Source organism: Bradyrhizobium sp. Leaf396, from assembly GCF_001424605.1.
Taxonomy (GTDB): Bacteria; Pseudomonadota; Alphaproteobacteria; order Rhizobiales; family Xanthobacteraceae; genus Bradyrhizobium; species Bradyrhizobium japonicum_C.
Genome location: NZ_LMQJ01000014.1, coordinates 119,798 through 142,945 on the forward strand (window position 1 = coordinate 119,798; position 23,148 = coordinate 142,945).

The following is a 23,148-nucleotide window of genomic DNA, read 5'->3' on the forward strand; positions in this document are numbered from 1 at the left end:
GGCGCCGCGATCGTCCACACACCGATCGGAGCTGCCGCCGTAGTCAAAGCGTGATATCGAATCCTCATGAAACGTCTCAAACTCCTGCGGCTTTGGTTTGCGCGGAAGCTCGGCTTCGCACGGCTGATGTGCCTGGCGCTGCTGGTCCTGTTCGCCGGCGCCCGTCTCTGGGATCCGCCGCCGATCCAGGAATTGCGGCTGCGCACCTTCGACATGTTTCAGTTGATCGATCCGCGCCACAAGGCGGCGCGGCCGGTCACCATCGTCGACATCGACGACAAGAGCCTCGCCAGGCTCGGCCAGTGGCCGTGGCCGCGCACGCGCATCGCCGACATGATCCAGAACCTCACCAGCAACGGCGCGGTCGTGATCGGCTTCGACGTGGTGTTCTCGGAGCCGGACCGGCTCAATCCGGATCTGGTCGCGAGCCAGATGCGCTATCTCGATGACGCCACCCGGATCAAGCTCCGCGAGCTGCCGAGCAACGACCAGGTCCTCGCGGATGTGATCAAGCGCTCGCGCGTGGTGCTGGGCGAGACCGGGCTTCCGGAGGTCTTGTCCGAGCTGGACAAGTCGCTTCCGTTCACGGGCGTGGCGACCGTCGGCGAGGACGGGGCCGAACGCTTCCTGTTCGAATTCCCCGGCTTGTTGCGCAACGTGCCGATCATCGAGAAGGCCGCGGCCGGCCGCGGCCTGTTCTCGATCAGGACCGAGCGCGACGGATTGATTCGCCGCGTGCCGATGATCCTGCGCGCCCAGGGCAACATCATGCCCTCGCTCAGCCTCGAGATCCTGCGCGTCGCGACCGGCACGCCGACGCTGCTGGTCCGTACCGACAAGGCCGGCATCAGGGGCGTCCGCCTCAAGGGCGTGGAAATTCCAACGGACCGGAACGGCCAGCTCTGGGTCCACTATGCCCGCCGCGATCCCTCGATCTATGTCTCGGCCGCCGACGTGATCGACAATACCGTGCCGCCGGCCATGCTCGCGGGCAAGCTGGTGCTGGTCGGCACCTCCGCTGGCGGACTCAACGACATCAAGACCACGCCGGTCTCCCGCGCCATGCCGGGGGTCGAGATCCACGCCCAGGTGCTGGAGAGCGTGCTGAGCGGCGCGGTGATCTCGCAGCCGAATTATGCGTTCGGTGTCGAGCTGATCGCGGCGCTGATCATCGGCCTGCTCGTCATCATCTTCACGCCGAATCTCGGGCCGGTACGCCTCGTGCTCGCCGGCGCGACCTTTGCCGCCATCCTGATCGGCGTGTCCTGGTTCTTCTATACCCAGTACCGCTACCTCATCGACTTCACCTATCCGCTGCTGTCGACCACCGCGGTCTACCTGACGCTGATCTTTGCGAGCTTCGTGCGCGAGCAGCGCCAGCGCGTGCAGATCCGCGGCATGTTCGCGCAGTACATGTCGCCGGTGCTGGTCGAGCAGCTGGCACAGTCGCCGGAAAAGCTCGTGCTCGGCGGCGAGGAGCGCGAGATGACGATCATGTTCTCGGACGTGCGCGGCTTCACCACGATCTCGGAGAGCTACAAGCACGATCCGCAAGGCCTGATCGCGCTGATGAACCGCTTCCTGACCCCGCTGACCGACGTCATCATCGAGCGCAAGGGCTACATCGACAAGTACATGGGCGATGCCATCATGGCGTTCTGGAACGCGCCGCTCGACGACCCCCAGCACGAGGTCAATGCCTGCGAGGCTGCGATCCAGATGCTGGAGCAGATCGATCTGGTCAACAAGGAGCGCGAGCAGGAAGCTGCCGACGGCGGCCACGTCTACATCCCGCTCAATGTCGGCATCGGCCTCAATACCGGCGTCGGCGTGGTCGGCAACATGGGCTCCGACCTGAAGAAGAACTATTCGGTGCTGGGCGACAGCGTGAACCTGGCCTCGCGCCTGGAAGGGCAGACCAAGGAATACGGCTTTCCGATCATCGTGGGATCCCGCACCGCGCTCGCGGCCAAGGACAAGTTCGCGATCCTCGAGCTCGACTTCATCATGGTCAAGGGCAAGACCGAGCCGGAGGTCATCTATGCCATCGCGGGCCGCGAGGATGTGATGCATTCGGGTGCATTCCAGCGCCTGCGCAACATCACCATCGAGATGCTCGGCTGCTACCGCAACCGCGACTGGCAGGGCGCATTGGACGCGATCGAGCGCGGCCGCCGCAGCGAAGACGCCGACACGCTGGAGAAGCTGTTCAGGCTGTACGAGGCGCGGATCAGGGAATTCCAGATCAATCCGCCGCCCGAGAACTGGACCGGCGCCTATGCGCTGCTGACCAAGTAGCTGTGTGATCGAGGCATCTCCGGTGCCTCATGCTCCGTCATTGCGAGCGTAGCGAAGCAATCCAGTGATGCATCCGCGGAGATATTCTGGATTGCTTCGCTGCGCTCGCAATGACGAGTTTGATGCGCCTGTGTGCGCCAAACATCAGCTTTTGTAGGGGTGGGCAGAGACGCGTCAGCGCCGTGCCCACCATCTCTCCTCGCATTGGCCCGAAGCGGCGGGCGCGCTTGCGCTTTGCCTACGCAGCGACAGCTGTCTCCGCTCCCGTCACTCCACCCCGATCGTCGTGAGATCCTGGAACCAGTGCTGCGCCTGCACGAACCGCTTGATCTTCGGCGACAGCGCGTGAGGGTTGGTGTCGTGGACGACCCAGACCAGCGTGGCGTCATCGACGATCAGCGCATGCGCCTGCGCCAGGAGCGCGTCCTGCTTGGTGGAATCGAAGGTCTGCTTGGCCTCGTCGATCAGCGCATCCACCTTCGGGTTCTTGTAGCCGCCCCAGTTGACGCCCACGGGCGCGATCTGCCCGGAATGGAAGAAGCGGACGATCGCATAGAGCGGGTCCGAGGTCACATAGGCGATGTTGTTGGCGGTGATGCCGGCATTCATCTCGTCCGCCGCGCCCTTGCGCCAATGCGTATAGAGCGTCTCGAGCTCGACCACCTTGAAGTCGATGTCGATGCCGATCTCCTTGAAGCTCTGCTGCAGGAATTCGTTCATCGGCAGCGACAGCATCTGGCCGGTGCCGCCTTGCGCGATGATGAAGGTGGTCTTCAGCGGCTTGGCCTTGGAGTAGCCGGCTTCCTCGACCAGTCTCTTCGCGGCGGCAAGATCATACTTCAATTCGAAGCTGGGCTTGCCGAACCATGGGCTCGACGGGTCGACCTGTCCCTTCGCGGGCTTCGCCAATCCGTTCATCAGGCCCACCACCGCGTCGCGATCGATCGCGAGGTTCAGCGCCTTGCGCAGGCGAATGTCGGTCCAGGGCGAGCCCGGCAGCACGCTGAGGTGATAATTCCAGACATGCGGCGTGACGTTGTCGACCAGCTTCATGCCGGCGGCTTTCAGCTGCGGCACCGCGTCCGGCGCCGGCGTCTCGATCAGATCGACCTGCCCAGCAAGCAGCGCGTTGGTGCGTGTCAGCGCCTCAGGCATCGGCACCAGCACGATCTTGTCGGCCTTCGGAATGCGCTTCTTGTTCCAGTAGTCAGGGTTCTTGGTCAGCTCGGCGAGCTCGCGCGGCACCAGTCTCGTCAATTTGAAGGGGCCGGTGCCCGAGGGCTGGCTGGCGAACTTGTCCCAGTCCTTGCCGAGCTTTTCATACTGGGCCGGGCTCGACACCAGGAACCACAGCATCTGGTACGGGAAAAAGGAATCGACCGCCTTGGTGGTGATCTCAACGGTGGAGTCGTCGATCTTGGCGTAGCTGGCGACGGAGGGGAGGCGCGTCTTCACCTGCGCGCTTTGCCGCTTGTCGAACTGCGGTGCCTTGTCGTTGAGCACCTTGTCCAGATTCCAGATCACCGCATCGGCGTTGAACTCGCTGCCATCGTGAAACTTCACGCCCTTGCGCAAAGTGAAGCGCCATTTGGTCTTGTCGGCATCGTCCACCTTCCATTCGGTGGCGAGGCCCGGCACCAGCTTGCCGGGCCGGTCGGCCACGTCCATCTCCCAGGCCACCAAGGGATCGTAGATCGTGTAGGCGGTGAATTGATAGGCGCCCGCGCCGCGATCGGGTTGGCCCGTGGTCAGCGGGATGTCCGCCATCGAGATGCCGTAGCGCACAACAGTTTCGGCGCACGCCGAAACTGCGGAGAACGCCAGCGCAAGCACGGCGAGACAGGTCGATAGACGAAGACGCATGGCCCAAAGCTCCAAGGGGAATTGAAGGGGGAGTTCGGGCCAAACCTGCAATCTTGATGCCAGAATAGGCAGCGCCTTGGTTTTGCCTTCCGGCGATCCACAAGGACTTGTCGCCGCAGGGGCAATCTGCAGAAAAAGTTTCTCCTTGGCATAGGCATTGCATACCATTGCATCAAAATTAATCATCCAAGCCGGAGAAGGACGAGGCGATGTTTATTAAGAAGAATACGCGTGCGGCACTGTTCGCGGTGCTTGCTCTAACGACAACCGCGGCCTGGCCGCGCGTCGCAAGCGCGGAGACCGTGCTGCGCATCGGCATGACCGCTGCCGATATTCCGCGCACGCTGGGCCAGCCCGACCAGGGCTTCGAGGGCAACCGCTTCACCGGCCTCACCATGTATGACGCGCTCACCGGCTGGGACCTGTCCTCCGCCGAGAAGGCAAGCGTGGTGATTCCGGGCCTTGCCACCGAGTGGAAGGTCGACGATGCCGACAAGACCAAGTGGGTCTTCAAGCTGCGCCCCGGCGTCACCTTCCACGATGGCTCGCCGTTCAACGCCGATGCCGTGGTGTGGAACGTCGAGAAAGTCCTGAAGCAGGATGCGCCGCAATTCGACGCCAGCCAGGTCGGCGTCACCGCCTCGCGCATGCCGACGCTGGCTTCTGCGAAGAAGATCGACGACATGACGGTCGAGCTCACCACCAAGGAGCCCGACAGCTTCCTGCCGATCAATCTCACCAACCTGTTCATGGCGAGCCCGGCGAAGTGGCAGGCGTTCTACGACAAGGCCGACGGCGCCGACGCCAAGGCGAAGTCGCAGGCCGCATGGACCGCCTTCGCCAAGGACGCCTCGGGCACAGGGCCGTGGAAGATGGCGAGCTTCACGCCGCGTGAACGGCTGGAACTGGTCAAGAACGCGAACTACTGGAATAAGGATCGCGTGCCCAAGGTCGACAAGATGGTGCTCCTGCCGATGCCGGAGGCGAATGCGCGCACTGCGGCGCTGCTCTCGGGCCAGGTCGATTGGGTCGAGGCGCCTGCGCCGGACGCGCTCCCCGAGCTCAAGCAGCGCGGCTTCAAGCTCTACGCCAACGAGCAGCCGCATGTCTGGCCCTGGCAGTTCTCGCGCGTCGAAGGCTCGCCCTGGAACGACATCCGCGTGCGCAAGGCGGCGAACCTCTGCATCGATCGTGAAGGTCTCAGGGACGGGCTGCTCGCCGGCCTGATGGTGCCGGCGACCGGCACCTTCGAGCCCGGGCATCCCTGGCGTGGCAATCCCACCTTCCAGATCAAGTACGACAAGGCGGCCGCACAAAAGCTGATGCAGGAGGCCGGCTTCGGCCCCAACAAGAAGCTGACGGTGAAGACTCAGACGTCGGCGTCCGGTTCGGGTCAGATGCAGCCGCTGGCGATGAACGAGTATCTGCAGCAGGCGCTGGCCGAATGCTATTTCGACGTGAAGCTCGACGTCATCGAGTGGAACACGCTGTTCACCAACTGGCGCCGCGGCGCCAAGGATCCCAGCGCCAATGGCTCGAACGCGACCAACGTCACCTATGCGGCGATGGACCCGTTCTTCGCGCTGGTGCGCTTCCTGCAATCGGGTATGGCGCCGCCGGTCTCGAACAATTGGGGCTTCATCAACAACCCCAAATTCGACGAGCTGGTGAAGAAGGCGCGGCAGACCTTCGATCCCGCCGCGCGCGATTCCGCGCTCGCCGAGCTGCACGCAGCCTCCGTCGACGATGCAGCCTTCCTCTACGTCGCCCACGACGTCGGCCCGCGCGCGATGAGCCCGAAGGTGACCGGCGTCATACAGCCGAAGAGCTGGTTCATCGACTTCTCGCCGGTGTCGATCAAGCAGTAGTCGAAGCTTGCTCAGTGCATCCTCTCCCCTTGTGGGAGAGGGTGGGTTCGCGACAGCGAAGCCGGGTGAGGGGTCTCTCTCCGCGGAGGGACTCTCTCTCGTTTGAAATGGTGTAGCCGCGGAAACAACCCCTCATCCGGCGCTTGCGCGCCACCTTCTCCCGCAAGGGGAGAAGGAAGAAAGAAACAACGTGCTCGCCTATATCGCCCGACGCATCGTCTATGTCGTCCCCATCGTCATCAGCGTGGCGCTGGTGTGCTTCCTCCTTGTGCACATCACGCCGGGCGATCCGCTCGTCGCCGTGCTGCCGGCCGATGCCTCGCAGGAGCTCGCCGCGCAGCTGCGCACCGCCTATGGCTTCGACCGCCCGCTGCCGGTGCAGTTCGGGCTTTGGCTTCTTCGTGCCCTTCACGGCGACCTCGGCAACTCCATCGCGACGGGGCGTCCGGTGCTCGCCGAGGTCATGCGCGCAGTGGGCAACACCGTCACGCTGGCGATTGCTGCGGCCATCATCGGCTTCACCATGGGCATTCTGCTCGGCTTGATCGCCGGCTATTTCCGGGAGACCTGGATCGACAAGGTCGCGACCTCCTTTGCCATCGCCGGTGTTTCCGTGCCGCATTACTGGCTGGGCATGCTGCTCGTCATCATCTTCTCGGTGCAGCTCAACTGGCTGCCTGCGGTCGGCGCCGGCCCGAGCGGCTCCAATTCCTGGGCCTGGGACTGGGCGCACCTGAAATATCTTGTGCTGCCGGCGATCACGACCTCGGTGATCCCGATGGGCATCGTCACGCGCACCGTTCGCGCGCTGACCGGCGACATCCTCAGCCAGGACTTCGTCGAGGCGTTGCGTGCAAAGGGCCTGCGCGAAACCGGCGTGTTCCGACATGTCATCAAGAATGCCGCGCCGACCGCGCTTGCCGTGATGGGGCTCCAGCTCGGCTACATGCTCGGCGGCTCCATCCTGATCGAGACCGTGTTCTCCTGGCCGGGCTCGGGCTTCCTGCTCAATTCGGCGATATTCCAGCGCGACCTGCCGCTGCTGCAGGGCACGATCCTGATCCTGGCGCTGTTCTTTGTCTTCCTCAACCTGCTGGTCGACATCGCCCAAGCCGCGATCGACCCGCGCATCAAGCGGGGCTAGCGGGATGAGATCGAGCCCAGCTGTTGCCGCGAAGCCGGTGCGCTCCCTCCCCCGCGAGCGGGGGAGGGTTGGGGAGAGGGTGTCTCCTCGCGCGAGGACCCCCGAACCTGTCATCGGGCGCGCCTGCGGCGCGACCCGTTGGGCGCGACCTCTCCCGCAACCGGGAGAGGTGCACCGCCTTGTTGGCTTGTGTCGATTGAACCAACATCTTTCGGGAGCCGACTGATGAGCGAGCTTCCGTTGTCCGCCACCAGCGACGCCGCGCTTCAGGCCGCGCCCGCGACCAAGGCACGCGGCTATTGGGCCACCGTCGGCCGCCGCATCATGCGGGACAAGGTCAGCATGGCCTGCGCGCTGGTGCTGCTGCTGATCTTCCTCTCGGCGATCCTTGCGCCATGGCTCGGCCTGGAAGATCCCTACAAGGGCTCGATGATCCGCCGCCTTCGTCACATCGGCACCCCAGGCTACCCCCTCGGCACCGACGAGCTCGGCCGCGACATGCTGGCGCGTCTCGTCTATGGCGGCCGGCTGTCACTGGTCATCGGCATCCTGCCCGTGATCCTTGCTTTCTGCATCGGCACCTCGCTCGGTCTCGTTGCCGGTTATGTCGGCGGCAAGCTCAACACCGCGATCATGCGCACAGTGGATGTGTTCTATGCGTTCCCGTCGGTGCTGCTGGCGATCGCGATCTCCGGCGCGCTGGGTGCCGGCATTCTCAACTCCATCGTGTCGCTGACGGTCGTGTTCGTGCCGCAGATCACCCGCGTTGCCGAGAGCGTCACCACCGGCGTGCGCAACATGGATTTCGTCGAGGCCGCGCGCGCTTCGGGGGCCGGCGCCTTTACCATCATGCGCGTGCACATCCTCGGCAATGTGCTTGGTTCCATCTTCGTCTACGCCACCAGCCTGATCTCGGTCTCGATGATTTTGGCTGCCGGCCTCTCCTTCCTCGGTCTCGGCACCAAGCCGCCGGAGCCGGAATGGGGTTTGATGCTGAACACCTTGCGCACCGCGATCTACATCAATCCCTGGGTCGCCGCGCTTCCGGGCGCGATGATCTTCGCGGTTTCGATCTGCTTCAACCTGCTCTCGGACGGACTGCGCAGCGCCATGGACATCAGGAACTAATGATGATGAGAGCAAGACAGGCCGCCGCAGCTTCGGTGCCACACCTCTCCCCGATTGGGAGAGGTGGGAGGTCGCGGCCATGAGCGAGAGCACATCCGTCGAGATGCTGGAGCCGGTCGAGGACCGCGGCGGCGTCGCGCAGCCGCTGCTGCAAGTCAACGGCCTGACCAAGCATTTCCCGGTGCGCGGCGGGTTGTTCGCCGCCAAGCGCACCGTGCGCGCCGTCGACAACGTTTCCTTCTCAGTCGCGAAGGGCGAGACCGTTGGCATCGTCGGTGAGTCCGGCTGCGGCAAGTCCACGACTGCACGGCTGCTGATGCATCTGATGCCGCGCGATGACGGCGACATCATCTATGACGGCATGACGGTCGGCCAGTCGCTGAGCTTGCGTGAGCTGCGCCGCGGCATGCAGATGGTGTTCCAGGATTCCTACGCCTCGCTCAATCCGCGCCTGACGATCGAGGAATCGATCGCGTTCGGCCCCAAGGTCCATGGCATGGCCGATCACGCGGCGCGCACGCTGGCGCGCGAGTTGCTCGGAAAGGTCGGCTTGCGCCCTGAAAACTTTGCCAATCGCTATCCGCACGAGATCTCCGGTGGACAGCGACAGCGCGTCAATATCGCGCGGGCGCTCGCGCTGTCGCCGCGGCTGGTGATCCTCGACGAAGCGGTCTCCGCGCTCGACAAATCCGTCGAGGCGCAGGTGCTCAATCTGCTCGTCGATCTCAAGCGCGAGTTCGGCCTGACTTATCTTTTCATCAGCCACGATCTCAACGTCGTCCGCTACATCTCGGACCGCGTGCTGGTGATGTATCTCGGCGAGGTCGTGGAGCTTGGTCCGGTCGACCAGGTCTGGGATCAGCCGGCGCATCCGTATACGCGCGCGTTGCTGGCAGCGATGCCGTCATCCGATCCCGATCGTCGCACCGAGACGCCGCCGATCACCGGCGATCCGCCCAATCCGATCGACCCGCCCTCGGGATGCCGCTTCCATACCCGCTGTCCGTTTGCGGAGCCGCTCTGCGCAAATGCGACACCAAAACTCACCGCGCTCGATAGAATGGGCCACGAGGCCGCGTGCTACATGGCGATACCGGGTTCGGGCCATAGCCGCGCGCCCAGGGGAGAAACCGCATGACGAGACCCACACCGAAAGAGATCAAGCCGATCGCGCAAATTGCCGGCGTTCCCGTCGATGACGAGATTGCAACGCGCATCTCCAATGCCATCGGGCCTGCCTTCGAAGGCTTCGCCGCCATTGCCGGTACGTTGCCGTTCGACCTCGAGCCGGCCGGCTATGTGCTCGCCCAGACGCAGAAGGTGTCGAAATGAGCACCGAACCCGCATTGATGACGCTCACCGAGGTCGCGCGTGCGATCGCGGCGAAGCGGGTGTCTTCGCGCGAAGCAACCCGCGCGTTGCTGCATCGCATCGGACAATGGCAGCCGCATCTCAATGCCTTCATGTCGATCGAAGCGGAGGCGGCACTCAAGGCGGCGGATGCCGCCGACGCCGAGCTGGCCAAGGGCAATGTCCGCGGTCCTCTCCATGGCGTTCCGCTCGCGCACAAGGATATGTATTACGAGGCCGGCAAGGTCGCGACCTGCGGCTCTCTCATCCGCCGCGATTTCGTGCCGACCGTCACTTCCACGGCCTTGCAGCGGTTGAAGGACGCCGGCCAGGTTCGCCTCGGCACGCTGCATCTTGCCGAGTTCGCCTATGGCCCTACCGGCCACAACGCCCATTACGGCCCGGTGCGCAATCCATGGAACGTCGCGCACATCACCGGCGGCTCGTCCTCGGGCTCCGGCTCCGCGGTCGCCGCGCGCCTGACCTATGCGGCGCTCGGCTCGGACACCGGCGGCTCGATCCGCATGCCCGCGCATTTCTGCGGCGTCACGGGGCTCAAGACCACCGTCGGCCGCGTCAGCCGCGCCGGCGCGATGCCCCTGTCGCAATCGCTCGACACCGTCGGACCGCTGGCCCGCACCGCCGAGGATTGCGCGTTGTTGCTGGCGTTGATGGCCGGCCCGGATCCCGCCGATTCGACCTGCAGCCACGAGCCGCTGTCGGACTACGTCGCGGCGACGAAAGGCTCACTGAAGGGCCTCAAGATCGGCGTGCCCGCGTCCTTCTATGTCGATGATCTCGACGGCGAGGTCGGCCGCGTGCTGGACGAGACCATCGCGGTGCTCAAGCGCGAGGGCGCCGACATCGTCAAGGTCGAGTTGCCGGACCAGCGGCAATTGTCGTCGGCGAGCCAGCTGGTGCTCGCCGTCGAAGCGGCCGCCTTCCACAAGCGCTGGATGATCGAGCGACCGCAGGATTATGGCCCGCAGGTGCTGATGCGGCTGCAGAACGGCCTCGCCGTTCCCGCCATCACCTATCTCGAGGCGATGCGCTGGCGCGGGCCTGCGCTCGCCGCGCACAACGCGGCCACTGCCGGCGTCGACGCGGTGATCGCGCCGGCCTCGCCCGTGCCGGCGCCGACGATCGAGGAGAGCGACGTCGGCGGCGGCCCGAATGCGCCGGCGCTGCTGCAGCGGCTGACGCTGTTCACCCGTCCGGTGAACTTCCTCGGCCTGCCGTCGCTCACGGTGCCGTCAGGTTTCACCAAAACCGGCCTGCCTGTCGGCATGCAGCTGATCGGCCGCTCCTTCGATGAGGCGACCCTGCTCACCATCGGCGCCGCCTTCCAGCGCGTCACCGACCATCACGATCGATTGCCGAAACTGCCGTCATGACCAAGCTCGTCGAGATCTCAGGCCTCAACATCCGCTTCACCGGCGAGCGCACGGTCTATGCCGTGAACGACCTCAGCCTCTCGCTGGGCAACAGCGAGGTGCTGGGCCTGCTCGGCGAGTCCGGTTCGGGCAAGAGCGTGACCTTGCGTGCGCTGATGCGGCTGTTGCCGAAGAAGCGCACGCAGATATCAGGCACGGTCAACGTGCTGGGGCAGGACGTGCTCGCCATGAACGACGAGCAACTGTCGTCGTTCCGCGGCCAGACCGTCTCGATGATCTTCCAGGAGCCCGCGCTCGCGCTTGATCCGGTCTACACCATCGGCGCGCAGATCGCCGAAAGCGTGGTGCGCCACGAGGGCAAGAGCTTTGCGGAAGGGCGGGCACGCGCGCTCGAAATGCTCGAGGTCGTGCGCATCCCCTCGGCCAAGCGGCGGCTCGACGCCTATCCGCACGAAATGTCCGGCGGCATGCGTCAGCGCGCGATGATTGCCTTGGCGCTGGCCTGCCGGCCGAAGATCCTGCTCGCGGACGAGCCGACCACGGCGCTCGACGCCACCGTGCAGATCCAGATCCTGCTGCTGCTGCGCGAGCTGCAGCGCGAGTTCGGCATGTCCGTCATCTTCGTCACCCACGACATCGGCGTCGCCATCGAGATCTGCGACCGCGTCGCGGTGATGTATGCCGGCCAGATCGTGGAGCAGGGCACGCTGCGCGACATCGTCCGCGCACCGGTCCACCCCTACGCCAAGGGCCTGCTCGCCTCCACCATCCACGGCGCTAAGCGGGGCGAGCGCCTGGAGACCATTCCTGGCACGCCGCCTTCATTGGCCGAGAGGCCGCACAATTGCTCATTCGCGCCCCGCTGCAAATTCGTCGAGCCGCGCTGCCTGGAGCAACTGCCTGCCAACGTGGAGGTCGGGCCGGGCCGGGCGGCACGGTGCGTGCTGGCGGAGCCGGCGGTCGCGTCATCGTAATGCTTGCCGCGCAATCGCCTCCTTCTTCCGCGGAGGAGTGACGAGCGTGCTCTCACTTCGGAATTGCTCTGTGACAACACCGACTTGTCGCAGCCCGCCGCGCGCGGACAGCTGAGCGCGCCTCTACTGTGCATGGGGTTGTTCTCGACATTTTGTCGGGGCAGCCAGCAACCGGCTGGCCCCAGCGCGCATTCACACCCCATTCATCCCGGTTCCCCTTCCATGCCGGGCATCCACGGAGAGGGACGTCACTCATGCACATTTCCAACGAAGGCCTGCTCGTCATCCTGTTCGTCGGCCTGGTCGCCGGCTGGCTGGCCGGGAAGGTCGTGCGGGGCGCCGGGTTTGGCATCATCGGCGACATCGTGATCGGCATCTGCGGTGCGCTGGTGGCAAGCCTCCTGTTTCCGAGGCTCGGCATTCGGCTCGGCACCGGCCTGGTGTCGGAGATCGTCTATTCCGCGATCGGCGCGGTTATCCTGCTGGTGGTGGTGCGGCTGGTGCGCGGCGGCGGCCGGCTTTAGCCCCGCATTGGACTGGAACTTGCCGCCGCTCTTTCCGCGGAAGAGGCTGAAAGCCTGCAAGAAAAAGCCGCAAGCCTGTGAAAATCCGGACTTGCGCCGAAGGCTGCCAGGGGTAGATGTGGCGCAGCGGGGCCCCGGATTATTTCGACCGTGTCGGACGGCCGGAAAACAGATGTTAATCCGAGGCGAGTACCTGTTAAATCGCTCTTGAAATCAGGGCTTTGCCCGTTACCTGAAAGAGACCAGACTGATGGCAGCCATCCCTGGCGTCCGCCGTTCAGAGCTCGGTGACGCCTTGCGCGCCTGTCGCACGGCGTTCATCGGCGTCGGCTTGATGAGCTGCATGATCAACCTGCTCTATCTGACCGGGTCGATCTTCATGCTGGAGGTCTACGACCGGGTGCTGCCGAGCCGCAGCATTCCGACCCTTGTCGGCCTCATCATCCTCGCCAGCTTCCTCTACATGGCGCAGGGCATGCTCGACATGATCCGCAACCGCATCCTGGGGCGGATCGGCACCTCGCTCGACGAGGCCCTCAACAAGCGCGTCTTCGACACCATCGTGCGCCTGCCGCTGATCGTCGGCAATCGCAACGAGGGCCTCCAGCCGCTGCGCGATCTCGACAATGTCCGCTCCTTCCTGGGCGGCATGGGCCCGAGCGCGTTCTTCGACTTGCCCTGGCTGCCGCTTTATCTCGCCATCTGCTTCGCCTTCCACGTCCTGATCGGTGTCACTGCACTGGTCGGCGCCATCATCCTGGTCGGGCTCACGCTGGTTACCGAATTCATGTCCCGCCAGCCGGCGAAGGAGGCGATGGGCCTCGCCGCCCAGCGCAACGATCTCGCCCAGGCCAGCCGCCGCAACGCCGAGGTGATGGTGTCGATGGGCATGGCCGGGCGGATGAACCAGCGCTGGAGCGAGGCCAACGAAAAGTATCTCGCCGGCAATCAGCGCGCGAGCGACGTCGCCGGCGGTCTCGGCGCGGTCGCCAAGGTGCTGCGCATGATGCTGCAATCGGCCGTGCTCGCGGTCGGCGCCTATCTCGTCATCCACCAGGAGGCGACCGCCGGCATCATCATCGCCGGCTCGATCCTCTCCGCCCGCGCGCTCGCGCCCGTTGATCTCGCCATCGCGCACTGGAAGTCCTTCGTCGCGGCCCGCCAGAGCTGGCACCGGCTCACCCGCCTGCTGGAGCAGATGCCGGCGCAGCCGATGCCGACCCAGTTGCAGCCGCCCACCAGCCGGCTCTCGGTCGAAGGCATCGCGATGGTGCCGCCCGGCGATCAGCGCCTCGTCGTGCAGGACGTCACCTTCGCGCTCGCCGCGGGCAACGGCCTCGGCGTGATCGGGCCGAGCGGCTCCGGCAAGTCGTCACTGATCCGCGCGCTGGTCGGGGTCTGGCAGCCGGTGCGCGGCAAGGTGCGGCTCGACGGCGCGGCGCTCGATCAATGGTCGAGCGACATGCTCGGCCGCCACATCGGCTATCTGCCACAGGACGTCGAATTGTTCGGCGGCACCATCGCCCAGAACATCAGCCGATTCGATCCCGAGGCGACCTCCGACGGCATCATCGCGGCTGCGAAAGAAGCCGGCGTGCACGAGATGATCATCAAGATGCGCGAAGGCTACAACACCCAGGTCGGCGAGCAGGGTGCCGCGCTGTCCGCCGGACAGGCGCAGCGGGTCGCGCTGGCGCGCGCGCTTTATGGCAACCCGTTCCTGATCGTGCTCGACGAGCCCAACTCCAATCTCGACACCGAAGGCGATGAGGCGCTGACCCGCGCGATCCGCTCGGCGCGCGAGCGCGGTGCGATCGTGGTCGTGGTGGCGCACCGGCCAATCGGGGTCGAAGCGGTCGATCAGATCCTGGTGCTGCGCGACGGCCGCATGCAGGCGTTCGGCCCGAAGGAGCAGGTGCTTGCCCAGGTGCTGCAGCCGCGCGCGACGCCGCCCGCACCGATCAAGATCGTCAGCGAAGGCGGAGTGGCCAAGCCATGAGCACATTGGCAATAGGCGGCCCGAAGCCCGCCGCGGCGAAGACCGTGCGCGATTCGATCAAGTTCCACCTGATGCTCGGCCTCGCGATCGTGCTGGTCCTGGTCGTCGGCCTCGGCGGCTGGGCCTCCACGGTGCTGATCTCGGGCGCGCTGATCGCGCCGGGACAGATCGTGGTCGAATCCAACGTCAAGAAGGTGCAGCATCCGACCGGGGGCGTGGTCGGCGAGGTGCGCGCCCGCGACGGCGATCGGGTCAAGGCCGGCGATATCGTGGTGCGGCTCGACGACACCGTCACCAAGGCCAACCTTGCGATCGTCACCAAGAACCTGGACGCCGCGCAGGCGCGTGCGGCGCGATTGCAGGCGGAACAGCGCGGCCTCGACCGGATCGAGTTTCCGCAGGTTCTGCTCGATCGCGCTGGCGATCCCGACGTCAAGGTGCTGCTCTCCGCAGAGACCAAGCTGTTCGACGTCCGCGTCAATGGCCGCACCGGACAAAAGGCGCAGCTGCGCGAACGCATCACGCAGCTCAACGAGGAGATCGCAGGTCTCAGCGCCCAGGAAAAGGCCAAGGACCAGGAGATTTCGTTGGTTCAGAACGAGCTCACCGGCGTTCGCGAGCTCTACGAAAAGCGCCTGGTGCAGATCTCGCGCCTGACCCAGCTCGAACGCGACTCGGCGCGGCTCAACGGCGAGCGCGCGCAATACATCGCCGCGCGGGCCCAGGCCAAGGGCAAGATCACCGAGACGGAGCTCCAGATCATCCAGATCGACAAGGACGTGGTCAGCGAGGTCTCAAAGGACCTGCGCGAGACCAACGACAAGATCGGCGAGCTGATCGAGCGCAAGGTCGCCGCCGAAGACCAGCTCCGCCGCGTCGACATCCGCGCGCCGCAGGACGGCATGGTGCTGCAATCGACGGTGCACACCGTCGGCGGCGTCGTCACCGCCGGCGACACCTTGATGCTGATCGTGCCGCAGACCGACGATCTTCAGGTCGAGGCCAAGGTCAACCCGGTCGATATCGACAAGCTCCAGATCGGGCAGAAGACGCTGCTGCGCCTGTCCGCCTTCAACCAGCGCACCACGCCCGAGCTCAACGGCCTCGTCAGCCGGGTCTCGCCGGACGTCACCACCGACCAGCGCACCGGTCAGAGCTACTACACCATCCGCGTCTCGATGCCGCCGGAAGAGATCGCCCGTCTCGGCGACGTCAAGATGATCCCCGGCATGCCCGTGGAAGCCTTCGTCCAGACCGGCGACCGCACCATGCTGTCCTATCTGATGAAGCCGCTGCACGACCAGCTTATGCGGGCGTTCCGGGAGAAGTGACGCGAAAGCGCGTCATCCACTCGCAATGACGACTTGCAGATGACGACTTGCAGATGACGACTTGCAAATGACGACTTGGCTGTCAGTTTGCTATACTGCGCTTGCCAGCAGCAAACCGGCGGTCGAACAATGCAGTCCCCTTCCTCCATTGCCACCGAATCCTTCACGGACGCGAGCCTTGCCGTCGCCCGCCTCGAAGAGATCTACGAGCGCAACACGAAGTTCCTGCGCGACCGGTTCGAGGCCTATGTCGGCGGCGAAGCGATCACGACGCGGGTGCGCGCTTTTTATCCCTTCGTCCGCATCACCACTGCAACTCATGCGCGGCTGGATTCGCGCCTCGCTTATGGCTTCGTCGCCGGCCCCGGCGTGCACGAAACCAGCGTGACGCGGCCCGACCTGTTCCGCAGCTATCTCACCGAGCAGATCGGACTCTTGATCCAGAACCACGGCGTGCCGGTCGAGATCGGCGAGTCCGCCGAGCCGATCCCGATCCATTTCGCCTATCGCCGCGACATCAACATCGAGGCCGCCATCACCACCAGCGAGAACTCGGCGGTGACGCGGTCGCTGCGCGATGCGTTCGACGTGCCCGTTCTCGCCACGATGGACGATTCCATCGCCGACGGCACGTTCGAGCTGCAGCCCGGAGCGCCCGAGCCGCTGTCCCTGTTCCGCGCCGCTCGCGTCGATTACTCGCTGCGCCGCCTCTACCACTACACCGGCACGGATCCCGAATACTTCCAGAATTTCGTCATCTTCACCAACTATCAATTCTATGTCGACGCCTTTGCGGAGCTTTGCCAGCAACGGCTCCAATCCGGCGAAGCCGGCCTCGATGCTTTCGTCGCGCCCGGCAACGTCGTCACGCGCAGCGGCGGCGCGAGCAGCGGCACCGCGCCTGCTCGTGCGCCGCAGATGCCCGCCTTTCACCTGACCACGCCTGGTTATCGCGGCATCACCCTGATCAATATCGGCACCGGGCCATCCAATGCGCGCAACGTCACCGACCACGTTGCGGTGCTGCGGCCGCACGCCTGGCTGATGCTTGGCCACTGCGCCGGCCTGCGCAACACGCAACGGCTCGGCGATTACGTGCTCGCGCACGGCTATGTGCGGGAGGACCACGTGCTCGACCGCGAGCTGCCGCTGGGAGTGCCGATCCCGGCGCTGGCCGAGATGCAGGTCGCGCTCGAGCAGGCGGTCGAGGATGTCACGGGGCTCGAGGGCTTCGAGCTCAAGCGCCTGATGCGCACGGGAACGGTGGCGAGCGTCGATAACCGCAACTGGGAGATTTCCGGGCCCGATGTGATCCGCCGCCTGTCGCAATCGCGCGCGGTTGCGCTCGACATGGAATCGGCCGCCATCGCCGCCAACGGCTACCGCTTCCGCGTCCCCTACGGCACGCTGCTCTGCGTCTCCGACAAGCCGCTGCACGGCGAGATCAAGCTTGCCGGCATGGCCAGCGAATTCTACCGCCGCCGTGTCGGTCAGCATCTCGAGATCGGCCTGAAGGCGCTGGAGCGGCTCAAGCAGCAGGAATCGGAGCGGCTGCATTCGCGCAAGCTCCGCAGTTTTGCCGAAGTCGCGTTCCAGTAGGGTGGGCCTTCAACCCCGCTGACAAGGCCGAGAAATTTCCGCACTGTCCGCGATGGGGCCGACCGGGACGTTTCGATGCCGCTGACACGCGACAGGATCATCGGCCATGACCGCGAACGGCTGGCCTTTCGCTTCACCATGCTGAGCGACGGGGAGGTCGTGCAGTGCCAGATCAGCGACGCCGCGATGGACGAGCTCGCAGGCATGCAGGGCACCGAAAGCAGCGCGCGTCAGGCCCAGTTCCTGTCCCTGCGTGAAACCATCGAGCGGATCGCGTCAGACCTCTACGACGAGGCGCCGCGGGTGAAGGGGCATGTGGTGCGGATATTCACGCGGCATTTGGGGCGGTAAGGTCGAAGGTCACGGCGATCACCGGTCCTCCCCGTCATCCTGAGGTAGTGGAAGTGTGTCCCTGCCGCGCCAGCCGCTCACGCCTCCAGCTTTCTCAGCAGCAGGTTCAGCGCCGTCGCGGCGAAAGCCTGCATGTTTGCGAGCCGGTCGTTGCTTCCCGTCTCCAGCGTCATCACCTCTGACGCAGGCCCCGCAACTGCCATGCAGCTATGGCCGGCGGCATCGCCGTAGCGGTTGCCGGTTGGGCCGGCTGCGCCGGTCTCGGACAGGCCCCAGTCGCTGTTGAAGCGCGTTCGCATCTGCTCAGCCAGCAATTGCGCATAGGGCGCCGAAGACGACCGAAAGCCCTTCATGCCGTCATCCGAAATATCCATCAGCATGCGCCTGGCATCGCGGGTGTATACCACCGCGCCGCCGAGGAAGTAGGCGGAGGCGCCGGGCACCGCGAGCAGGCTGGCCGAGATCAGGCCGCCCGTGGAGGACTCGGCCACGGCGATGGTCTGTTTGCGGGCGATCAGCTGTGCCGCGACCTTTTCCGCGATGCCGACGAGTTCTTTCATCTCTGGTACCCCTCATTCCTTCGCAACCGAGCTCGTCCTTCCTAGCATACGACGGGACGCCTGACCGAGTTGCGGGCGGCGGGCAGGCCTGCTTCAATGGCGGGACAAGAAGAGACATGAGGAAACGTGAGAAGGCAGACGTCATGACGTCCCCGATCGCCGGCGGTGTAGATTGCGACGTGCATCCGGCCTTGCCGCATCTGACCAGCCTGCTGCCGTACCTGAACGACTACTGGCGCGATCAGGTGACGACGCGCGGCATGGTGGACCTCGTCTCGCAATCCTATCCGCAGAACTCACCGATCACGGCACGGCCGGATTGGCGTCCGGAGACCGGCAAGCCCGCTGAGAGCCTGTCGGACATGCAGCGCCATGTGCTCGATCCGTTCAAGCTCAAGCATGCCATCTGCAATCCGCTGTACGGCGTGCAGATGGTGTTCTCCGAGGACATGCAGGCCGCCTTCTGCCGCGCGCTCAACGATTGGCTGGCGAAGGAATGGCTCGATCGCGATCCGCGGCTGCGGGGCTCGATCGTGATCCCCACGCAGAGCGTGGAGAAAGCGGTTGCCGAGATCGAGCGTTGCGCACAGGACAAGCGCTTCATCCAGGTGCTGATGCTGGTGATGGGCGACATGCCGCTCGGCAAGCGCGTGCTGTGGCCGATCTATGAGGCGGCGGAGCGGCTCGAACTTCCAGTCGGAATCCACGCCGGTTCCGCCTATCACAATCCGCCGACCGCGGTGGGCTGGGGATCCTACCACATCGAGGATTATGTCGGTCAGGCCCAGGCCTTCCAGGCCCAGCTCACGAGCCTGATCGTCGAGGGCGTGTTCGCCAAATATCCGCGGCTGAAAATGGTGATGCTGGAATCGGGCGTCTCCTGGATCGCGCCTTATCTCTGGCGTCTGCACAAGTTCTGGCGCGGGGTGCGGATGGAGACGCCCTGGGTCGATCGCGCGCCGCTGGAGATTGTGCGCAGCAACATCCGCTTCTCGTTACAGCCATTTGATGCGCCGCCGGAACCTGAGACATTAATTCGCCTGTTTGAGCATATGCAGTCGGACGAATTGGTCTTATTCTCCACCGACTATCCGCACTGGCAGTTCGATGACCAGGACGCGCTGCCCGAAGGTCTGTCCCCCGATCTCGTGCGCAAGATCATGATCGACAATCCGCATGCAACCTATCCCCGCCTGACGTGAGCCCGCTGCCAAAGGAGGCAAGGCGATGAATATTCAGTTCCGCGAGAGCCAAGAAGCTGAATCCCCCCTGACCGTCAAACCCGCAATCGCGGACTGTGACATCCACCCGGCACGCGCCAGCCGCACCGAGCTCTATCCCTACCTCGCCAAACGCTGGCAGCATCACCTCGAAGTCTACGGCGTCCATGCCTATCAGGGCATGATGGAGGGCCCGCCCTATCCGAAGGCGCAGCCCAACGCGTCGCGCCGCGATGCCTGGCCGCCGGAAGGCGGGCCGCAGGGCTCCTCGCTGTCCTTCATGCAGAAGCAGCTGCTCGATCCCAACAATGTGCAGCTCGGCGTGCTCAATCCGCTCAACACCGGGCAGGGCATCCGCAATCACGAGCTCTCGGCGGCCTTATGCTCGGCGATCAACGACTGGCAGATCGACAAATGGACCTCCAAGGACAAGCGGCTGAAAGCGTCAATCGTCGTCGGCAATGAGGACGGGCTCTCGGCCGCCGCTGAGATCCGCGAGCGCGCCGGGGACAAGAATTTCGTGCAGGTGCTGCTGCTCAGCCGCAATGTCGAGCCGCTCGGCCAGCGCCGCTACTGGCCGATCTATCAGGCAGCGGAAGAGGCCGGCCTTCCCGTCGGCGTCCACGCCTTCGGCTTCGGCGGCAACCCGATCACGCCGTCGGGCTGGCCGTCCTACTACATCGAGGAGATGGTCGGACACTCGCAGTGCCAGCAATCGGCGCTGGCCAGTCTTGTCCTGGAGGGCGTGTTCGAGCGCTTCCCGAAGCTGAAGATGGTGATGATCGAGGCCGGCTTCGGCTGGGCGCCGTCGCTCTGCTGGCGGCTCGACAAGGTCTGGCAGCGGCTGCGCAGCGAGGTGCCGCATGTGAAGCGGCCGCCGTCGGAATATATCCGGGAGCAGGTGTGGTGGACCACGCAGCCGATGGAGGATCCGGAGCGACGCGAGGACCTGTTCGACGTGATCAAATGGATCGGCTGGGACCGGCTCCTGTTCGCCACCGACTATCCGCATTGGGACTATGACGAACCGTCTCGCGTCTTGCCGGCGGGCGTCAGCGAAGCTAATCGCGAGGCGTTCTACCTCGGCAACGCGAAGAAGCTTTACGGCGTTTCCTGATGGCAAGACACGTCATCGCGCCGGTCGACGAGCTTCCGCCGGGCACGCGAAAGTTTCTGGAGATCGACGGGCGGCCGATCGCAATCTTCAACATCAAGGGCGAGTATTTCGGCCTGATGAACCGCTGCCCGCATCAAGGCGCGGCGCTGTGCGAAGGTCCGCTGATCGGGCTGGCGCAGTCGAGCAATCCCGGCGAGATCGAATACACCAAGTTGGGTGAGATCATCCGCTGCCCCTGGCACGGCTGGGAGTTCGACATCCGCACCGGCCAGTCCTATTGCGATCCCCGCCGCTTCCGCGTGAAGGCCTATCCGGCCCATGTCGAGCCGGGCGCGAGCGTGGTGAAGGGGCCTTACATCGCTGAGACGATTCCGGTGAGTGTCGAGAGCGACTACGTGGTGGTCGAGCTGTAGGGCAACCGCGTCGTCCTTCGGGCTCGTCTCTTCGAGGCGCCCCCCGGAATGACATCCCGGCGGGGCAAGCCGCTGCTTTTTCAGGCCTTATTTTGCGTTGCAGCGAGGAGCCATTGCCTGAAGGCGGCAAGCTTCGGCGCCTCGCGGCGCCCCTCCGGTGCGACCAGGTAGAACCCGGCATCGGCCGGCAGTGCGATCTTGAAGGGGACAACGAGGCGCCCCTTGGCGATGTCGTCCTGGACGTAGGACGTCCGTCCCATGGCGACGCCGATGCCGTCGATCGCGGCCTGGATCGTCATGAAGATCATGTCGAAGGTGATGCCGGGCTGTCTTGCGATGTCCGAGGGCAGGCCCGCCGCAGTCAGCCACAGCCGCCAATCGTCGCTGTTCGCGTTCGAGGTGTGCAGCAGTGCGTGGTTGCGCAGATCCTCCGGCCGGCGCAGCGGCTTGTCGCCGCGCAGCAGTGACGGGCTGCACACCGGAAACAGCTCGTCCGCCATCAGCCAGTCGGCGCGCAGGCCCGCCCACTGGCCGCGGCCATAGCGGATCGCGGCATCGACGTTGTCGCGCTGGAAGTCGACCAGGCTGGTCGAGGTGGTGATGCGCACGTCGATGCCGGGGTGCTGCTCCTGGAAATCGGCGAGTCGCGGCAGCAGCCATTTTGCCGCGAGCGAGGCCAGCGTCGACACCGTCAGCACCTTGTCGTCGTCCCTGCGCAGCAGGCGATCGGTGGCGAGGCGCAGGTCGTTGAAGGCGGCGCGGACGCCCGGCAGGTAGTCGCGCGCCTCCGGCGTCAGCGCCAGTGCGCGGTTCTGCCGGACGAACAGGCGAATGCCGAGCTCCTCTTCCAGGCGCCGGATCTGATGGCTGATCGCGGTCTGGGTCACGTTGAGCTCGCTGGCCGCCAGCGTGAAGCTGAGATGGCGCGCGGCGGCCTCGAACGCCCGCAATCCGTTCAAAGAGGGCAATCTGGCAGTCATCCGGCAGCATGATGCATGACGTTATTTCATGCGAAAAGGTGCAAATTGTCGTTTGTCGCGGTGCAGCAGGAGGCAGATATCGGCGGTCAGGTTAGCTCAAGGAGCTGAGAATGTCTATTCTGACCCAGAATTCGATGACAAATCATCATGCGGCCGGCCTGCTCCAGCAGATCGGCGAGATCCTCCACGTCTGGCACGAGCGCTATCGCACCCGCCGCGAGCTCACCAACTGGACCGCGCGCGATCTCCACGACGTCGGGCTGTCCTGGTCCGACATCGCCTACGAGGCCGACAAACCCTTCTGGCGGGCCTGATAGGCCACCAGGCCGGCGCCGCCTGAGCACAGGGGCGCCGGCGGTCCCCCTCCGGATGGACGTGTCATGAGCACCCTTCGCCTCGAAGACCTCCAGCAATATTCCGAGACTCTGCGCACCCGGCTCGGCGAGGTGATGAATGTCCGCTTCGTCGAGCCTCGCGATAGGGACGAGATCCAGCATTATTTCCGCTCGCTCTCGACCCGCTCGCGCTACAACCGCTTCTTCGGTGCGATCAGCGAACTGCCGAAGGGCCTGCTGCAGGAGTTCCTCGAGGTCGGCGAGCGCGATCGTTTCACGATCGTTGCGACAATGATGGTCGACGGCTTCGACACTATCGTCGCTGAAGCGCGCTATGCCTTGAATGTCGGGACCGCGACGCTCGAGTTCGGCCTCTCGGTCGACGACCGCTGGCAAGGCCACGGCATCGCCACCGCGTTGATGAACAACCTCGAATGCCGCGCTGCAGCACTTCGCGCCGAACACATGTTCGGCGACACGCTGCGTTCCAACGAGGCCATGGTCTCGCTCGCGCGCAAATCGGGCTTTGGTTTCGTCAACCATCCCGACGACTGGAAGCTCGTGCGCTTCGAGAAGGAGATCAGCGTCTCGCCGGAAGACATTCCGTGCGCGAACTGGCGTCTCGCTGCTCTTTCCCGTCAGGCCGACAGCCCCTCAGCCTCGGCCTGACATGACTGCGGCCCGGCCTGGTCATCCCAGA

Annotated in this window: 21 protein-coding genes; 18 read left to right on the forward strand and 3 right to left on the reverse strand. The window is 64.9% G+C overall.

The genetic code is table 11. The features are described 5' to 3' along the window. Window positions 1-66: 66 nt before the first annotated feature. The gene (locus ASG57_RS16235; protein ID WP_057196828.1) at window positions 67-2,298 is read left to right on the forward strand and encodes a CHASE2 domain-containing protein; all 2,232 of its coding nucleotides are present in this window, start codon (window positions 67-69) and stop codon (window positions 2,296-2,298) included. A gap of 267 nt (window positions 2,299-2,565) precedes the next feature. On the opposite strand, the gene ASG57_RS16240 is transcribed toward ASG57_RS16235, so the two are convergent. Beyond that, window positions 2,566-4,161 carry an ABC transporter substrate-binding protein gene (locus ASG57_RS16240; RefSeq protein ID WP_057196829.1) on the reverse strand — a complete coding sequence of 532 codons (1,596 nt, stop codon included), beginning with the start codon at window positions 4,159-4,161 and terminating at the stop codon, window positions 2,566-2,568. Between the two features lie 209 nt (window positions 4,162-4,370). Here ASG57_RS16240 and ASG57_RS16245 point away from each other — a divergent pair, with 209 nt between their 5' ends. The 12 genes from ASG57_RS16245 to ASG57_RS16300 all read left to right on the forward strand — a co-directional run bounded on the left by ASG57_RS16245 (window position 4,371) and on the right by ASG57_RS16300 (window position 17,823). Continuing rightward, complete coding sequence (locus ASG57_RS16245) at window positions 4,371-6,029, forward strand: ABC transporter substrate-binding protein (RefSeq protein WP_024338966.1); 1,659 nt, start codon at window positions 4,371-4,373, stop codon at window positions 6,027-6,029. A gap of 190 nt (window positions 6,030-6,219) precedes the next feature. Next, window positions 6,220-7,173: an ABC transporter permease gene (locus ASG57_RS16250; protein ID WP_024338965.1), complete on the forward strand. Its 954-nt coding sequence runs from the start codon at window positions 6,220-6,222 to the stop codon at window positions 7,171-7,173. A gap of 225 nt (window positions 7,174-7,398) precedes the next feature. Beyond that, window positions 7,399-8,301 (forward strand): ABC transporter permease, encoded by a 903-nt coding sequence (locus ASG57_RS16255; RefSeq protein ID WP_024338964.1) that lies wholly within the window; start codon window positions 7,399-7,401, stop codon window positions 8,299-8,301. A gap of 79 nt (window positions 8,302-8,380) precedes the next feature. Then, window positions 8,381-9,439, forward strand: coding sequence for an ABC transporter ATP-binding protein (locus ASG57_RS16260; protein ID WP_024338963.1), 1,059 nt, complete (start codon window positions 8,381-8,383; stop codon window positions 9,437-9,439). Continuing rightward, window positions 9,436-9,633: a hypothetical protein gene (locus ASG57_RS16265; RefSeq protein ID WP_024338962.1), complete on the forward strand. Its 198-nt coding sequence runs from the start codon at window positions 9,436-9,438 to the stop codon at window positions 9,631-9,633. Before ASG57_RS16260 ends, ASG57_RS16265 begins: the two co-directional genes overlap by 4 nt. Beyond that, window positions 9,630-11,045, forward strand: a complete 1,416-nt coding sequence (locus ASG57_RS16270) for an Asp-tRNA(Asn)/Glu-tRNA(Gln) amidotransferase GatCAB subunit A (protein WP_024338961.1) — start codon at window positions 9,630-9,632, stop codon at window positions 11,043-11,045. The genes ASG57_RS16265 and ASG57_RS16270 overlap by 4 nt, the downstream gene beginning before the upstream one ends. After that, window positions 11,042-12,019: an ABC transporter ATP-binding protein gene (locus ASG57_RS16275; RefSeq protein WP_024338960.1), complete on the forward strand. Its 978-nt coding sequence runs from the start codon at window positions 11,042-11,044 to the stop codon at window positions 12,017-12,019. The genes ASG57_RS16270 and ASG57_RS16275 overlap by 4 nt, the downstream gene beginning before the upstream one ends. A gap of 254 nt (window positions 12,020-12,273) precedes the next feature. Then, window positions 12,274-12,543, forward strand: coding sequence for a GlsB/YeaQ/YmgE family stress response membrane protein (locus ASG57_RS16280; RefSeq protein ID WP_024338959.1), 270 nt, complete (start codon window positions 12,274-12,276; stop codon window positions 12,541-12,543). A 250-nt stretch (window positions 12,544-12,793) separates the two neighbouring features. Beyond that, window positions 12,794-14,542: a type I secretion system permease/ATPase gene (locus ASG57_RS16285; RefSeq protein WP_024338958.1), complete on the forward strand. Its 1,749-nt coding sequence runs from the start codon at window positions 12,794-12,796 to the stop codon at window positions 14,540-14,542. Further along, the gene (locus ASG57_RS16290; RefSeq protein WP_024338957.1) at window positions 14,539-15,873 is read left to right on the forward strand and encodes an HlyD family type I secretion periplasmic adaptor subunit; all 1,335 of its coding nucleotides are present in this window, start codon (window positions 14,539-14,541) and stop codon (window positions 15,871-15,873) included. The genes ASG57_RS16285 and ASG57_RS16290 overlap by 4 nt, the downstream gene beginning before the upstream one ends. A 129-nt stretch (window positions 15,874-16,002) precedes the next feature. After that, entirely contained in the window at window positions 16,003-17,472 is a 1,470-nt protein-coding gene (locus ASG57_RS16295; RefSeq protein ID WP_057196830.1) for an AMP nucleosidase, read from the forward strand. A 75-nt stretch (window positions 17,473-17,547) separates the two neighbouring features. Next, the gene (locus ASG57_RS16300; protein ID WP_024338955.1) at window positions 17,548-17,823 is read left to right on the forward strand and encodes a DUF1488 family protein; all 276 of its coding nucleotides are present in this window, start codon (window positions 17,548-17,550) and stop codon (window positions 17,821-17,823) included. Window positions 17,824-17,900: 77 nt separating this feature from the next. Here ASG57_RS16300 and ASG57_RS16305 read toward each other — a convergent pair whose 3' ends face one another. Continuing rightward, window positions 17,901-18,383, reverse strand: a complete 483-nt coding sequence (locus tag ASG57_RS16305; RefSeq protein WP_024338954.1) for a CinA family protein — start codon at window positions 18,381-18,383, stop codon at window positions 17,901-17,903. 143 nt (window positions 18,384-18,526) lie between these two features. Between ASG57_RS16305 and ASG57_RS16310 the strand changes: the two genes are divergently transcribed. The 3 genes from ASG57_RS16310 to ASG57_RS16320 are packed head-to-tail and all read left to right on the forward strand — an operon-like array spanning window position 18,527 to window position 21,133. After that, a complete protein-coding gene (locus ASG57_RS16310) occupies window positions 18,527-19,585 on the forward strand; it encodes an amidohydrolase family protein (protein WP_024338953.1) in 1,059 nt (352 codons plus the stop codon). Window positions 19,586-19,610: 25 nt separating this feature from the next. Further along, window positions 19,611-20,720, forward strand: coding sequence for an amidohydrolase family protein (locus ASG57_RS16315; protein ID WP_024338952.1), 1,110 nt, complete (start codon window positions 19,611-19,613; stop codon window positions 20,718-20,720). Continuing rightward, entirely contained in the window at window positions 20,720-21,133 is a 414-nt protein-coding gene (locus ASG57_RS16320) for a Rieske (2Fe-2S) protein (protein ID WP_024338951.1), read from the forward strand. Before ASG57_RS16315 ends, ASG57_RS16320 begins: the two co-directional genes overlap by 1 nt. Before the next feature lie 80 nt (window positions 21,134-21,213). Here ASG57_RS16320 and ASG57_RS16325 read toward each other — a convergent pair whose 3' ends face one another. Next, on the reverse strand, window positions 21,214-22,113 hold the full coding sequence (locus ASG57_RS16325) for a transcriptional regulator GcvA (protein WP_024338950.1): 900 nt from the start codon (window positions 22,111-22,113) through the stop codon (window positions 21,214-21,216). Window positions 22,114-22,223: 110 nt separating this feature from the next. On the opposite strand from ASG57_RS16325, the gene ASG57_RS16330 reads away from it, so the two are divergent. Together ASG57_RS16330 and ASG57_RS16335 are read left to right on the forward strand one after the other, a co-directional pair. Then, window positions 22,224-22,427 (forward strand): DUF1127 domain-containing protein, encoded by a 204-nt coding sequence (locus tag ASG57_RS16330; RefSeq protein WP_024338949.1) that lies wholly within the window; start codon window positions 22,224-22,226, stop codon window positions 22,425-22,427. 66 nt (window positions 22,428-22,493) lie between these two features. Then, window positions 22,494-23,117 (forward strand): GNAT family N-acetyltransferase, encoded by a 624-nt coding sequence (locus tag ASG57_RS16335; RefSeq protein ID WP_057196831.1) that lies wholly within the window; start codon window positions 22,494-22,496, stop codon window positions 23,115-23,117. Window positions 23,118-23,148 lie beyond the last annotated feature (31 nt).

Coding starts and splice junctions, on each gene's coding strand:
- ASG57_RS16320 (WP_024338951.1), top strand. CDS start 20,720: ATGGCAAGACACGTCATCGCGCCGGTCGACGAGCTTCCGCCGGGCACG.
- ASG57_RS16235 (WP_057196828.1), top strand. CDS start 67: ATGAAACGTCTCAAACTCCTGCGGCTTTGGTTTGCGCGGAAGCTCGGC.
- ASG57_RS16270 (WP_024338961.1), top strand. CDS start 9,630: ATGAGCACCGAACCCGCATTGATGACGCTCACCGAGGTCGCGCGTGCG.
- ASG57_RS16290 (WP_024338957.1), top strand. CDS start 14,539: ATGAGCACATTGGCAATAGGCGGCCCGAAGCCCGCCGCGGCGAAGACC.
- ASG57_RS16265 (WP_024338962.1), top strand. CDS start 9,436: ATGACGAGACCCACACCGAAAGAGATCAAGCCGATCGCGCAAATTGCC.
- ASG57_RS16280 (WP_024338959.1), top strand. CDS start 12,274: ATGCACATTTCCAACGAAGGCCTGCTCGTCATCCTGTTCGTCGGCCTG.
- ASG57_RS16305 (WP_024338954.1), bottom strand. CDS start 18,383: ATGAAAGAACTCGTCGGCATCGCGGAAAAGGTCGCGGCACAGCTGATC.
- ASG57_RS16335 (WP_057196831.1), top strand. CDS start 22,494: ATGAGCACCCTTCGCCTCGAAGACCTCCAGCAATATTCCGAGACTCTG.
- ASG57_RS16245 (WP_024338966.1), top strand. CDS start 4,371: ATGTTTATTAAGAAGAATACGCGTGCGGCACTGTTCGCGGTGCTTGCT.
- ASG57_RS16295 (WP_057196830.1), top strand. CDS start 16,003: ATGCAGTCCCCTTCCTCCATTGCCACCGAATCCTTCACGGACGCGAGC.
- ASG57_RS16330 (WP_024338949.1), top strand. CDS start 22,224: ATGTCTATTCTGACCCAGAATTCGATGACAAATCATCATGCGGCCGGC.
- ASG57_RS16260 (WP_024338963.1), top strand. CDS start 8,381: ATGAGCGAGAGCACATCCGTCGAGATGCTGGAGCCGGTCGAGGACCGC.
- ASG57_RS16275 (WP_024338960.1), top strand. CDS start 11,042: ATGACCAAGCTCGTCGAGATCTCAGGCCTCAACATCCGCTTCACCGGC.
- ASG57_RS16285 (WP_024338958.1), top strand. CDS start 12,794: ATGGCAGCCATCCCTGGCGTCCGCCGTTCAGAGCTCGGTGACGCCTTG.
- ASG57_RS16300 (WP_024338955.1), top strand. CDS start 17,548: ATGCCGCTGACACGCGACAGGATCATCGGCCATGACCGCGAACGGCTG.
- ASG57_RS16325 (WP_024338950.1), bottom strand. CDS start 22,113: ATGACTGCCAGATTGCCCTCTTTGAACGGATTGCGGGCGTTCGAGGCC.
- ASG57_RS16255 (WP_024338964.1), top strand. CDS start 7,399: ATGAGCGAGCTTCCGTTGTCCGCCACCAGCGACGCCGCGCTTCAGGCC.
- ASG57_RS16315 (WP_024338952.1), top strand. CDS start 19,611: ATGAATATTCAGTTCCGCGAGAGCCAAGAAGCTGAATCCCCCCTGACC.
- ASG57_RS16240 (WP_057196829.1), bottom strand. CDS start 4,161: ATGCGTCTTCGTCTATCGACCTGTCTCGCCGTGCTTGCGCTGGCGTTC.
- ASG57_RS16310 (WP_024338953.1), top strand. CDS start 18,527: ATGACGTCCCCGATCGCCGGCGGTGTAGATTGCGACGTGCATCCGGCC.